Here is a 12,976-nt window from a genome sequence, read left to right as displayed (position 1 = left end):
AATGAGAGTTCCCGATTTATCTGACATAAAGGATATTGTTCTCCTAAAATAGTAAGCTTTTTACTCATTATCAAGTGTTTTCAATGGCTTTGTCGTCGGGCCTTCGATTACTTCACCGTCATATTGAAATCGGGATCCGTGGCAGGGACAGTCCCAAGACCGTTCACCATTATTCCATCTTACTTCGCAGCCCATGTGCGTACAGGTGGTGTCCACAAGATGAATCGTTCCCGACTTATCCTTATAAGCTCCGGTTCTTTTGCCATTCAAGGTTACAATTGCTCCTTCATCAGCACCGAGGTCATCCACTGACTTATCCGGTTTATCCATTTTATCTTCCACCATCATTTTTGCACTGTGCTGGCCCATTTTGGCTGTTTTTTTCATGTGGTGGACCATGTCATGCCTGCCGGGAGAAAACAATTCGGAATATGAGTTTTCTCTGTCCAGGATATGATCCCGGATGATCATGCCGGCCAATGTTCCATTGCTCATACCCCATTTCTGGAAACCGGTTGCTACAAAAATATTGTCATGCAGCATTGAATATTTTCCGATATAGGGAACTCTGTCGAGTGGGATTTGATCCTGTGACGACCATCGATATAAAACCTCTTCTATATCAAACATCTCATTTCCAAACTTATAAAGCTTTTCATAGCTGTCCATGGTATCTTCCTTATGCCCCGCAGAATGGCCCTGTCCGCCGATAAAGATGATCTGGTCATGATTTTCTTTGGTGGAGCGCAAAGAATAACCGGGCTTTTCAGCACTGATAAACATTCCCTCCGGCAGCGGTTTCATTGCTTTTGCGGCCAGCAAATAGGAGCGTTGGACTTTCATTCGGGCAAAGTAGAATCCATCCTTATCATAAAAAGGGAAATGAGAACAGACGGCCACATAACGACCTTGAACTTTGTGTCCCTCTGCTGTTTCTACTGCTGGGTGCTTTCCATGATCAATATCAGTCACCCGTGTATTTTCGAAGATTTTACCGCCTGCACGAAGAATTTCCTCCACCAGGTAATTTAAATATTTTACAGGATGAAACTGGGCCTGGTTATGCATGATCAGTGATGCTTCTACTTCCAAGTCTAAAGGAATATCTTTTTCCAAGTTACCGTCTATCCCTAGTTTTTGATAGGCTTCGAACTCTTTTTCCAACTCTTTTTTCTCTTCAGCCGACCTCGCATAAACATAAGCGTCCTGTGTACTGAATCCACAGTCGATCCCATTTTCATGAATAAGCTCGCGAATGTAATCCACTGCCTCCTGGTTGGCCTTGTAATAGAGCCTTGCTTTATCCTCCCCGAATTCTTGGAAAAGGTGGTCATACAAGAGGTGATGCTGCGCTGTCAGCTTTGCGGTTGTATTCCCGGTCGTCCTGCTGACTATACGCTCTGCTTCAAGTACCGTTACTTTGATTCCTTGTTGAGCCAATAAGTATGCAGTCGTCAGTCCTGCAATGCCTGCCCCCACGATGATGGCTTCTGTCTCTAAGTTTCCCCTCAGTGGTTCAAAGGAAGGGAGGTCTGCTGTTTCCAGCCAGTAGGAACTGGATTCATCCGGCAATTTATTGATAGTCATTCGTATCCCTCCAGATAATCATTATTGTATTTTTTTCCTTTTCCCATTTGAGAAAAATAGAAACACTTTATGGACAGTTTACTAGATTCATGACTGGTGAGATCTAGCAATTGGGAGGATCAAATCTTTTTCAAAAGGGATTGAGCAAATGTTTTTTGAAATCTTCATAGATTCTGCAAACTTTATGGGAATCCTACTAGTTCAGGAGTACCAGAAAGGGCATCCTGATCTTCCTTGTAGGGATGCTGCGGAACCAAGAGAAATTGCAAATTTATAAATCGAAAGGAGTATGTTATCAATGGAAAATCATCATTCTCACCATCATGATGCACACATGCATATGCAGAATGCAGAGGGAGGGGTTAAAACGACATGGGATGTGAATCCTGCCCCGGTAAACACCGATCAAGAGGCAGAAATTGTTCTTTCGGTAAAAAATGAGGACGGTTCACCTTCAACTAAGTTCGCCTTAGTACACGAAAAGGAGATGCACATGCTTCTGATCAGCGAAGACCTGTCAGAGTTCATGCATCTTCATCCTGAATATATCGGTGAAGGACAATTTAAAACCGTTGTGGAGTTTGAAAAAGCAGGTGTTTACAAGATTTATGCAGACTTTCAACCCGAAGGAAAAGGACAGCAAATCACTACCCATACCATCGAGGTCGAAGGTAATAAAGGAGAAGCAACTGAAGAGGATGACTTTTCTGAAGAGAAGACCATCGGGGATTTAAGTTTTAGACTCGAACTGGATCATAAGCAAGCCAACCAGCAGGATCAAATGACTTTTTCGGTCAGCGATGGAGAAACAGGGCAGCCCATAAATGCACTGGAACCCTATCTCGGATCTGCAGGGCATGTCGTCATCGTCAGTGAAAAGCAGGAAGAGTTTTTGCATGTTCACCCGATAAATGAAAAATCAACCGGACCGGAAGTAACCTATGCTGTAACTTTCCCTTTTGCGGGTAAGTATAAGGTATGGGGGCAGTTTAAGTATAAGGGTGATTTATACACTGTTCCATTTTTATTAACTATTTCAGGGTGAACTACAGGCACACGATTTCAATCGTGTGCTTCCAATTCTATAAGAAAGGAGAAGAAACAATGAAACAAAAAATTGAAACGGAAAAAGTCATTAATGCCGATACGACCTCTGCTCGATTAAAGTTAATCATCGTGTTGGCGGTTCCGGCAGTAATCGAAAATCTTTTTCAGACCGTTTTAGGATTCGTAGATACATACTTCGTTTCAAAAATAGGCCTTTCAGCCGTATCTGCCGTCGGGGTTACGAACGCAGTGCTGGCTATCTACTTTGCTTTGTTCATGGCCATTGGGGTTGCTGCCAATGTCCGTATCGCGAACTTCCGCGGAGCCGGTTTTGAGGAAAAAGCGCGCCATATATCTCAGCAGTCGATCGTGCTGTCTGTTATCTTTGGCCTCTTAACAGGTGTCATCACGCTGCTATTCGCAGAACCTTTATTAAGGTTAATGGGCATCGAGGATGAAGTTCTCCAGCAGGGTGCCCTATATTTCCGAATCGTCGGGATTCCTTCGATTTTCATGTCCCTGATGTTTGTCCTGAGTGCGATATTAAGGGGCGCGGGAGATACCAGGTCCCCTATGATCACCAGCATTATCATCAATATTGTCAATGCCGGTCTGGATTATGTCCTGATCTTTGGATTCATGTTCATCCCTGAACTGGGAATAACCGGAGCCGCATTGGCCACCGTCATCTCAAGGGCCGTAGGAAGCGTCCTTCTGTTCTACTTTATCAACCGAACAGCCATCTTAAAGTTCCGCAGGGATTACTGGAAGTTAGATAAAGGCCACTTAATGGAACTGACGACACTCGGAGCCCCGGCTGCAGGGGAACGACTGGTCATGAGAGCGGGGCAGATTGTCTATTTCGGCTTTGTCGTCGCCTTGGGGACCAACGCCTTTGCTGCCCACCAAATTGCCGGGAATGTTGAAGTGTTTTCCTACATGATCGGATACGGCATAGCCACAGCGGCGACCATCCTCGTCGGTCAGCATATTGGGGCCGGGAATCATGAAGAAGCCAGGATCTACACGAAACTTTCTGCATACCTGGCATTTGGGTTCATGGCGGTTCTAGGTGCCGTCCTCTTCTTCTTTGGCGACTGGGCTGGCAGCTTCTTCACCGAAGATCAGGAGGTCATCAACGATATCGGGACGGCATTGAAGATTTCAGGTGTGTTCCAGCCGTTCCTTGCAGTATTACTCATCATGACCGGTGCCTTTCAAGGTGCGAATAACACAAAGTTTCCAATGTACCTGACGGCTGTCGGGATGTGGGCGATCCGCACACTCCTTGTGTATGTACTCGCCATCACGCTTGACTGGGGACTTGCCGGCGTATGGATTGCCATCGGAATAGATATTGCAGTAAGGGCCGTCGTTCTTGTCATTCAATTTCAAAGAGGAAAATGGATGGCGCTCGAAAAAGCACCTGAACCAGAATCTCATTGCCACCCTCAGACTTCAAAAGAGAACATGTCTGCGTGTGCGAATAATTATTAAATATTTTTTAAAAGAGACACATTTATCATTATAGTAAGGATTTCAGTTTTCGGGTGCATAACTGGAAAAAGCAGTCCAAAACGGACTGCTTTTTTACTATGAATTCGTTATAAAAATCACAAGTTACATCTCTTTTACCAAGGAAGAGAAAGAGGACTTAAAATAAGGGGGATTTTTCCCGCTAAACTGCAGAATTTAGCTGGAGAGAGATAAATAAGGGGAGATTTCACCGTTAAGTATGCTCAGTAATCCAATTTTTATGTTTTTATAAAAAATAGCGGAAGATTTTCCCCTTATTTGACCCATTTTCTTCGACAATTCTTCTATAAGGGGAATTTTTCCCCTTATGATATGCCGTTTACTATTTTGGTCCTTGCTTCTTTGGTGGAATGGGCCCGTAAAATAGAATCGCCCATTGTACAACCAGAGTGGATAAAATCCGTTATGGTTTTTTTTACACCTTTCTGCAAGTGAATTCGCCACGTAAATCAAAAGACAGCTAAATATATTTCAGTATTGCAAAAACGTATGCTAAAGACTATGAATTCTTATGTTTGTACCTTTAAAGTGAATTACTCACTCATAATAGGTGTGTTTCGTTTTATGTTTTTTCTTATTACATAATCCTAATAGGAGACGCATACATTGTATTTATCTTATGCGACAAGTAAAAGGGGAGGAACTTATGGAGTGGGAAAAAAGATTAAAGATGCCCAACGGAAAGAAGGCTCCTTATCAAAAAATTAACAACGCACGTTATTATAAGCTTACAGCCGGCCCAGTAAAACATCATATATTGAAAGACGTGGCAATAGAAGGTTTGGGTTTCAACGGTGAAATTCCAGGACCCCTGCTGGTTTTTGAGCAAGGGGAAACGATTATGATCGAATTTGTCAATAAGATGGATAAACCAAGTGCTCTGCATGTGCATGGGCTCTCCAAGCCGGAATCACAGGATGGGATGCCGGAAATCGAGCCATCAACGCCAGTCATCCACCCGGGGGAGAGTTATGTATATAAATTTCAGGCATGGCAGGCAGGGACCTTCTTTTATCATGCATCCGATCCAGCTCAGATTGTGCAAGGATTGCTGGGTCCGCTGGTGATCTTGCCGAGAGAAACCAACAAACTGGATGTCAATATGCCCTATCGTGATTATGTACTGGTCCTTCAGCAGTGGGATCTTCCTCAAAACGAAATAGGGAAGGTCACACCAGGCACCTATAAACCCAAACAATTTGACACCAATCCCAACTTTTTCACCATTAATGGGAAAGCTTTTCCGGAAACGGAAGCCTTGTATACGAAGTATGGTCGAAAGATTCGGATGAGATTTATCAATAAGTCAAGTGCGTCTCACTCCATGCATGTCCACGGTCATGACTTCCAAGTGACCACGGTCAACGGATTTCCACGATATAACATGTATGACGACACAATCAATGTGGCTTCCGGTCAACGGATTGAAATCGATTGCCTGTCAAATAATCCGGGAACATTCCCGATAAATGGTACTAAAACTTTTCATCAAACCAATAACGGTTCGGCTCCTGGCGGGATGATAACAAAGTTGGTATACAAAACGTAATTATTCTCGGAATCGTCCTGTGCATCTGCACAGGGCTTTTTGTGTTTATTAACTTTTGAGTCCATGAGAACATTGTGAAATAATCATGTAGTAGATTTTTTTACAGTTTGCAAATAGGGGGAGAGGGAACTGAAGAAGGAAGTTATCCTGATAGGGACATTTCACTTTGAACAAGAAGCGGAAGAGATAAAAAAGAAAGAAAAAGAAGTGATAGAGGTTGTTGAGTTTTTATCCTGTTTGAAACCTGGGAAAATAGCAGTGGAATGGGATAAAGCCAAACACATAGAACTCAATGAGAAGTATCACAAGTCTCAAGGTTGTTATGATATTCACGAAATTCAGCAAATTGGTTTCAGGTTGGCCGATAAATTGGGTCATGACAAGGTTTATGCAGTCAATTGGGAAGGTCGCATGACGAATGAAGACATGGGGAAGTTACATAATACCATCCTAAATACATATCCAGAAGTCCTAAAAAAAGTCGCTTCACTGCAGGAAACCATTCCTTCAATTAGTAAGGGATCTCCTTTATTGACTTCCTACCAAGAGTTAAATAATGAAAGGTTAATAGCACAAATGGAGGAGTTGTATTGGTCGTTTGCCTGTGTGCAGGATGAAAATGGCGGAAGGATTGGAATCGAATTTTTAAATAAGTGGCTGGAAAGGGAAATGATGATTTTTAAAAATATTATCGACATAACGGATGATGCGTCTGATGAGAGAATCTTGCTTTTAATAGGAAGCGATCATTTATGGAGCCTGAAAATGCTTTTTGAGAAAAATGGCTGGGATGTGATTCTTCCTTTTGCGGATTGAAAGGGAATAGGGGATGCTAATTCTATCGTACCATATCTATCCAGTCAATATCAGTCTGTTTTTCTTCTGATTTTTTGATAGCCTTTTAACTAGACTTGATGGGAGGTTGGGTACATGATCGATTATAGAATCAAGAGTGTTGAGGGGTTTACAGAAAAAATAGGCGAACTCGTCTCCATGCTGGAACATACAAGGGCCGTCACGCTGGAAGAAATTAAAGGCCTGAGCCAAGGTGAATTGGATTACAGAGTGGATCAAGACGCAAACTCGATTGGCGCGCTGCTTTTACATATTGCTTCTATTGAATATGTTCATCAGGTGGTGTCATTTGAAGGCCGTGACTTGAATGCCGAAGAGCTGGAGCGATGGAAAACGGCTCTTGAACTTGGGGAGAACGCTAAAGCGATTCAAAACCATCCTGTTGAAATCTATTTAAAAGAGTTGTCCCACGTAAGGGAAAACACCATTCGTCAGCTGAAACAACTCAATGATGAGTGGCTGCTGCAAGAAAAAGAATGGGGCCATGGTGTCCCTTATAATCACTATTATCTTTGGTTTCATGTGTTTGAAGATGAAATCAATCACCGGGGGCAAATCCGAGCCATTAAGCGTCAGCTATTGCACGGGTGATGAATTTAGGGAGTTAGTTCCATTTAGTGGTGGTTTTATTGTACAGGTCAATGCACGGGAAAGTGGTTTAATTTTTGGTGATCATTTAGGAATAGACCAAAAACTTAGAAATCCCAGTCATAAAGCGATCATTCTTTGAGCCAAAGAAGCAAATTTAAAGGGCACCTCCCATGAAAGAAACGGATAATATTTTATCAAACTACTAAAAATAAGGAGGGATCCCATGGCTGTTACATTTTCGGGAATCACATCAGCTGTCCTGATGGCAGTGTGTTTATATTTTACGCTGAGCTTTTTTCAGTATTTGAAAGAGGGGAATGACCATCTCGCAGGGCAAGCCAAGAAAGGGGCCGTCATTAGTCTTGCGCTGGGCCTGTTGGTATCTGCCATTGTATATGTATAGTTGAATTTTAAGGAGGCTTCTTGAAAAAGAAGCCCATTTTGCTTTTGTAGGGTACTAGTATCTTCTCCGGCGTCGTCGAAGTGGGATGATTTGTCCCCTGATTTCCCCAGCTGGATTTTGTTCTGTATGAACGTTCACATAAGTGAGTTCATCTTCCATAAGTTCAATCAGATCTTCTACGTCATCAACCCCCACATTGTTGTCCACGATATCCTTATCTGTAATAACACCTGTAACGATTCCGCGGCGGGTTGAAATGCCATTTTGTTCTTCCAGAGTCGCTAAGTCTGCTCCGAAAAGAAAAGCGAGCACGGGACCATTTGCTCCTCTGCGTCCAAAGTGGATATGGGCTTGGACGAAATTATCGATATCTTCTACTTTGAGAAAGAATTTAATCTTTGTGCAATCCTTATTAGATATGAATTTTGCGACACCAAAGGCATCTGTATCCACTGGAGGCACTTCATTTCGCCCTCGAAGCTTCGCGATGAATTTTTCCATTAATCTCACCTCCTGCACTAAGCTGTTATATTGTATGTTTCGTGAGGCAGGCTTGTATGGGTGAAACAATCATATCCATTCAAAAATCCATATATTGCGGAGAATGCTACTAAATAACCTTCTTAAAAAGGAAACCAGGTTGATAAAAGGATATTTGATATAATTAGAGTTAGAAAATTCTTTTTTAGCCTTGGAAGGGTGTGCCCAAATTTCACCATGGTGATTGAGTTAAAAGGAGGCTAGTTTGACACATTTAGAGCAGAGGTTACGTGAGAGAAATTTAAGGTTAGTCAACAAGACGCTCATTAGCGGTGCGCATGCGGGTAATGTATATAGAATAGAAGCGCTGCATCTTGATGGGCACAGGTCCAGCTTTATTTATAAAGAATTTGCAGAGGATCGCAGCAATGAAGTCGATATATACAGGGTATTAGAAAACTATATTAAACCCTTCTCTAAAAAGGAGGCATTATGGGATTCTCAACCTCAAGCAATTCTTATGGAGGATTTAGGTAATCCTTTGAAACAGGAATTCGGTCTATCACCTTTTCAACGAAAGATAGAGTTAATTAAAAAAATCTTGGAAAGGCTAGCAGAATTACATAGTAACAATTTTAACGAGATTACCAATGGGATTCCGACACATCAACTGACTTTGGAGTGGTACGAGTGGTGTTTGAGTCAACTAAAACGGCTGCATCTAGAAATTAACTGGGCTGAATCAGGCTGGATGGAGATCATAAACGATGCCTACCATCAATTAGGTCTAAGTGAATATAACCCAAGAATCCCACTTACCCTTACTCATGGAGATCCACATTTGGAAAATATTTTTTTAAAAGACGAGGAGATCTGGCTGGTTGATTGGGAATGGGCTGCTTTAGGGTCTCCCTTAAGGGACATTACGATTTTATGCCAAGACTGTTATAACTCTAATTTGATTCAATACATTTACGATTCTTATAAGGTTCTTATTGAAAAAAGAGGCGTGAATGTTCCGGATGAAGACTATAAGAGCGATTTTTTTTATCTATACATTGACCACACGACCATGATGCTGGCCTGGGAGATCGAGAAGTTTTTTCAAGGGTTTGCTACTGAAGAACGGATTAGGCAAATTGTTTCTTTTAAAATTGGGGAAGTAAGAAGGGTCATTACTTTGGAAACACCGAAACTTTAAGATGGTTGATTTGTGAATCTAGGAGTAACTTCAGCCAGGTAAATCTCCAGGCTGAGGTTGTTTTATGAATCGACGCTATGGTCGGCAACCAAGCTGGGTGTGTAACTGATACTCGATTCTCAAGGTGAATTTGGAAGAGTATAAGTTTGATAAGGGAAACAAAAGCTAAAGAAGGGAATCCCGACAGATTGTCTAATATAATAGGGAAGAAGCAATTGAAGGAGGCAGGCTATGGGGATTCAATTTGAAGTGAAGAAGACCTTGCCAGTATCCAAGCAGGAAGCATATGAAGCGCTGCTTGATCTGGAAGCAGCCCAGCAGTGGATGCAGGGGTTAGTGAGAATGGAAAGATTGGATGAAGGTCCTTTGACAGAAGGAAGTCAGTGGAAGGAAACACGAAAGATGTTCGGGAAAGAGGCAACAGAATTCTTTGAAGTGGCTGAATTGAAGCAATCTGATAAAATTGTGGTGCGCTGTGACGGAACGAAAGGAACAACAGGCAAGGGAGAATTTCTTTTTACATATGAACTTTTTTCAGCTGGGGACGGAACAGAAGTGACACTGCTGGGGGAAATCCGAGGATTGAACGGCTTGTCAAAATGGTTCGGAAAACTAATGGTCGGGCCATTTAAAAAGGCATGTGCGAAGGATTTGGACTCCTTGAAGGACTATTTGGAGAAGAAGAGTTTAACGAAGGTCTAAAACATAAGTTTAGAAGAAACCTTCGTTGTGATTAAGTCGGTGTGTTTGATGTTTGCACCCCACAAGTAATGCCGTATATCTGTTGATTAGTGGCTTATTGAAGTAATAAAGCACGGCAATGGCTGCCGTGCTTTGGTATTTACTGGTCTTCCCGTAATAAATATTCATTTCCATCTTGATCGTAAAATGTAAACATGTTCCCAAACGGAAGATTCATTATGTCATCAACTTTGACGCCATTCTGTTTCATCTTCTCATGAGCGGATTCGATATCCGTCGTGCTTAAAATGACAGATGGATGGGCAACCTTGGAAGGGTTTTGCTTTTCCATTGCGGCTCTGGAATAGAGTACGAAAGTCAGGGTTTCATTTTCGCCCGGCGCTACTTCTATCCAAGATGCATTGGGTCCCATCGGCTGGTCGATCTTTAAGACGAAATCCATTTTATTCAACCAGAAGTCTTTTGCTTGCTGCTGGTCCTCAACATACACTGTAACTTTTGCAATTTTACTAATCATCTTATCACCTTTTCCCTAAGTTTTTCTCCACTTGATTCTATCAGATACGTAATATCAAAGACAATTGGGTGGTAAGGGAAGGTGGTCATTTAATCAGAAAATCCACCTGCATCCAGGTACCTTTAACTCCATTAAGGTGGATTTTGTGAATTAACAGAATCACAAAAGGTTAGGATACTCGAGATGAGTAAGTAAGCCATAAAGTTTCCTTTCTAAGTGACTCACTCCTATAATTTCATCTAGCTTTTTACATAACGCACGATCTTATTCAGCAGAAAGGAAGGGAAAGCATTGGATTTTGAAACAGTAATGAAGGAATTAGAAGCGATTGGAACGGTACGGACAAAGAAGTCTTACATAAGTAATGGTGCGCATGAACCGCTATTTGGGACACCTACCGGAAAGATGAAGCCGCTGGCAAAAAAAATTAAGAAGAACCAGGCTCTCGCCGAAGAACTATACGCCTCAGGAAATTATGATGCCATGTATTTTGCCGGCATCATAGCGGACCCGATGGCGATGACAGAGAACGATTTTGAGCGATGGATAGACGGGGCTTATTTTTACATGCTGTCCGACTATGTCGTTGCCGTTACGCTTGCAGAAACCGACATTGCGCAGCTGGTAGCCGATAAATGGATCGAAAGCGGAGAAGAACTCAAAATGTCGGCAGGCTGGAGCTGTTACTGCTGGTTATTGGGCAACCGACCGGATGATGAATTCAGCAAGGAGAAGCTAAGCTCAATGCTTGAAACCGTCCAATCTACAATTCATGAATCCCCTGATCGGGCAAAATACTCAATGAATAATTTTATCTATACGGTGGGCATATCCTATGTGCCTCTCCATGAGAAGGCGGTTGAAACCGCAAAGACCGTCGGGGCAGTTGAAATCAGCAGCGGCAAGAAAAAAAGTATAATTTTGAATGCACTGGAGAATATCCAAAAAGATGTAGCTAAAGGAAGAGTTGGATTTAAACGGAAGTATGTCAGGTGTTAACAGGGACAATGGATGGAAAAGCAAAGCACATTCTCCTAAAAAGTATTGTATTTTGAGTTGGGTAATTAGGACTAATTAACAAAAGTTAACAGGAATAGTTATTTTTTGCTATTTTCAGATAAATCATCTATAGTATAAGTGTAAAAAGTCCTGTTAGCGGAGGCAAGAGTATGGTGTATTCCCAGTTATTGAATGGTTTACTGATTAACCTCCTTGTCATTCTGGTTGTCATCCTGATGGTAAACTTTTATCATTTGTCGAAACATAAATCCTACGATATTCAAGGTAAGAGACTCCCTATATTTATCCTATGCACTATTTTAATTATTCTTAGTATAAGTTTATCCGTTGAATTAGAAAGTGGCTTCATCTACGATCTTCGTTTTATTCCATTTCTCTTAGGCGGTATTTATGGTGGGAAAAGAGTGTTATTTGCGTTGGCAGCCGTGATGATTTTGATACGGATCCCGCTTTCGGGGACGGGTCTCATGTTGACGGTCGTCATTACGATTCTTACCTGCCTGGCCGTCCTTTACCTCTCCCCCAAGTTATTAGAAAAAACTTGGACATCACGAGTCTACCTATTCACGTCTTTATCACTTGGGTATTCCATATTAGGCTTCTTCATTCCTTCTCTTATCTTTGGTTTTCATAACTTTATATCTTTTATTATTTATACGGCTATGCTGGCTGGTTCAACCTTTCTTGTATTCTACTTATGCGAAATTATACGCACCACCTATTCGCTCCAACTGGAGTCTATTAAGTATGAAAAGATGCAGGTGGTCAGCCACCTCGCTGCAAGCATAAGCCATGAAGTCAGAAACCCTCTGACCACAGTGAGGGGATTTTTACAATTGATTCACGAAGACTCCTCCAATATAAAAGCTAACAAAGAACTTTCCCAAATCGCGGTCGAGGAAATCGACCGGGCTACAGAAGTCATCAATCAATACCTTTCCTTTGCCAAACCCCACCCAGAAACTCAGGTTAAATTAGATGTGACGAATGAAATTCATAAATTAAAGGAGATCATTTCCCCGCTTGCAATGAAGTACAATGTCGTTATAAAAATGGATGTGTCAACCCGACATGCCATTAACGGGGAACCGAATAAGTTTCAACAAATCATGATCAATATATTGAAAAACGGTATTGAAGCGATGGAGAATGGGGGAATCTTGAGTATAGAGTGTTTTGAAAAAGGCGAACAGGTCTTCATCTTGATTAAAGACACTGGAATGGGAATGACAGATGAACAGATTACTCGACTCGGTGAACCTTATTTTTCCCTTAAAGGTAAGAAGGGGACTGGACTTGGGATGATGACGGTCTTCCAGTTGGTTCAGGTCATGAACGGTAAGATAAAAGTCACCAGTAAGTTGAATGAAGGGACCACGGTCACTTTGTCTTTTCCGATTGTAATGGAGCAGGAATGAAAGTTTTAATTGGGAGAAACCCGCCTCTCATCCTAGCAAAACCCATAATTCACCATACTAGGTGTCTATC

At 41.9% G+C, this 12,976-nt stretch carries 13 protein-coding genes; 10 read left to right on the top strand and 3 right to left on the bottom strand.

Features of this window, described 5'->3' with window-relative positions; genetic code table 11:
• Positions 1-60 precede the first annotated feature (60 nt).
• On the bottom strand, positions 61-1,587 hold the full coding sequence (locus tag V1502_RS11200; protein WP_409250732.1) for an FAD-dependent oxidoreductase: 1,527 nt from the start codon (positions 1,585-1,587) through the stop codon (positions 61-63).
• A gap of 298 nt (positions 1,588-1,885) precedes the next feature.
• Between V1502_RS11200 and V1502_RS11195 the strand changes: the two genes are divergently transcribed.
• From V1502_RS11195 to V1502_RS11170, 6 genes are all read left to right on the top strand, one after another.
• Complete coding sequence (locus V1502_RS11195) at positions 1,886-2,632, top strand: hypothetical protein (RefSeq protein ID WP_409250731.1); 747 nt, start codon at positions 1,886-1,888, stop codon at positions 2,630-2,632.
• A gap of 59 nt (positions 2,633-2,691) precedes the next feature.
• Entirely contained in the window at positions 2,692-4,131 is a 1,440-nt protein-coding gene (locus V1502_RS11190; RefSeq protein ID WP_409250730.1) for an MATE family efflux transporter, read from the top strand.
• A gap of 685 nt (positions 4,132-4,816) precedes the next feature.
• On the top strand, positions 4,817-5,719 hold the full coding sequence (locus tag V1502_RS11185; protein WP_409250729.1) for a multicopper oxidase family protein: 903 nt from the start codon (positions 4,817-4,819) through the stop codon (positions 5,717-5,719).
• 258 nt (positions 5,720-5,977) lie between these two features.
• Positions 5,978-6,535, top strand: a complete 558-nt coding sequence (locus V1502_RS11180; RefSeq protein ID WP_409250728.1) for a DUF5694 domain-containing protein — start codon at positions 5,978-5,980, stop codon at positions 6,533-6,535.
• Between the two features lie 114 nt (positions 6,536-6,649).
• On the top strand, positions 6,650-7,165 hold the full coding sequence (locus tag V1502_RS11175) for a DinB family protein (protein WP_409250727.1): 516 nt from the start codon (positions 6,650-6,652) through the stop codon (positions 7,163-7,165).
• A gap of 223 nt (positions 7,166-7,388) precedes the next feature.
• Entirely contained in the window at positions 7,389-7,568 is a 180-nt protein-coding gene (locus V1502_RS11170; RefSeq protein ID WP_409250726.1) for a hypothetical protein, read from the top strand.
• A 54-nt stretch (positions 7,569-7,622) separates the two neighbouring features.
• Here V1502_RS11170 and V1502_RS11165 read toward each other — a convergent pair whose 3' ends face one another.
• Positions 7,623-8,069: a CHRD domain-containing protein gene (locus V1502_RS11165; protein WP_409250725.1), complete on the bottom strand. Its 447-nt coding sequence runs from the start codon at positions 8,067-8,069 to the stop codon at positions 7,623-7,625.
• A gap of 244 nt (positions 8,070-8,313) precedes the next feature.
• On the opposite strand from V1502_RS11165, the gene V1502_RS11160 reads away from it, so the two are divergent.
• Entirely contained in the window at positions 8,314-9,249 is a 936-nt protein-coding gene (locus V1502_RS11160) for a phosphotransferase family protein (protein WP_409250724.1), read from the top strand.
• A gap of 231 nt (positions 9,250-9,480) precedes the next feature.
• On the top strand, positions 9,481-9,951 hold the full coding sequence (locus V1502_RS11155) for an SRPBCC family protein (RefSeq protein ID WP_409250723.1): 471 nt from the start codon (positions 9,481-9,483) through the stop codon (positions 9,949-9,951).
• 139 nt (positions 9,952-10,090) lie between these two features.
• Here V1502_RS11155 and V1502_RS11150 read toward each other — a convergent pair whose 3' ends face one another.
• Positions 10,091-10,468 (bottom strand): VOC family protein, encoded by a 378-nt coding sequence (locus tag V1502_RS11150; RefSeq protein ID WP_409250722.1) that lies wholly within the window; start codon positions 10,466-10,468, stop codon positions 10,091-10,093.
• Positions 10,469-10,759: 291 nt separating this feature from the next.
• Between V1502_RS11150 and V1502_RS11145 the strand changes: the two genes are divergently transcribed.
• Complete coding sequence (locus V1502_RS11145; RefSeq protein ID WP_409250721.1) at positions 10,760-11,467, top strand: DNA alkylation repair protein; 708 nt, start codon at positions 10,760-10,762, stop codon at positions 11,465-11,467.
• 170 nt (positions 11,468-11,637) lie between these two features.
• Positions 11,638-12,906 (top strand): ATP-binding protein, encoded by a 1,269-nt coding sequence (locus V1502_RS11140; RefSeq protein ID WP_409250720.1) that lies wholly within the window; start codon positions 11,638-11,640, stop codon positions 12,904-12,906.
• Positions 12,907-12,976: the final 70 nt, after the last annotated feature.

Origin of the sequence: Rossellomorea sedimentorum (assembly GCF_046237645.1) — a bacterium.
Classification (GTDB): Bacteria; Bacillota; Bacilli; order Bacillales; family Bacillaceae_B; genus Rossellomorea; species Rossellomorea sedimentorum.
Note: the sequence above shows the minus strand (reverse complement) of the source record. Positions and strands in the feature narration are given on the sequence as shown.

Excerpts from the sequence above, each read along its gene's own strand:
- V1502_RS11190 (WP_409250730.1), top strand. The coding sequence starts at position 2,692 with ATGAAACAAAAAATTGAAACGGAAAAAGTCATTAATGCCGATACGACC.
- V1502_RS11195 (WP_409250731.1), top strand. The coding sequence starts at position 1,886 with ATGGAAAATCATCATTCTCACCATCATGATGCACACATGCATATGCAG.
- V1502_RS11155 (WP_409250723.1), top strand. The coding sequence starts at position 9,481 with ATGGGGATTCAATTTGAAGTGAAGAAGACCTTGCCAGTATCCAAGCAG.
- V1502_RS11170 (WP_409250726.1), top strand. The coding sequence starts at position 7,389 with ATGGCTGTTACATTTTCGGGAATCACATCAGCTGTCCTGATGGCAGTG.
- V1502_RS11200 (WP_409250732.1), bottom strand. The coding sequence starts at position 1,587 with ATGACTATCAATAAATTGCCGGATGAATCCAGTTCCTACTGGCTGGAA.
- V1502_RS11150 (WP_409250722.1), bottom strand. The coding sequence starts at position 10,468 with ATGATTAGTAAAATTGCAAAAGTTACAGTGTATGTTGAGGACCAGCAG.
- V1502_RS11140 (WP_409250720.1), top strand. The coding sequence starts at position 11,638 with ATGGTGTATTCCCAGTTATTGAATGGTTTACTGATTAACCTCCTTGTC.
- V1502_RS11185 (WP_409250729.1), top strand. The coding sequence starts at position 4,817 with ATGGAGTGGGAAAAAAGATTAAAGATGCCCAACGGAAAGAAGGCTCCT.
- V1502_RS11165 (WP_409250725.1), bottom strand. The coding sequence starts at position 8,069 with ATGGAAAAATTCATCGCGAAGCTTCGAGGGCGAAATGAAGTGCCTCCA.
- V1502_RS11175 (WP_409250727.1), top strand. The coding sequence starts at position 6,650 with ATGATCGATTATAGAATCAAGAGTGTTGAGGGGTTTACAGAAAAAATA.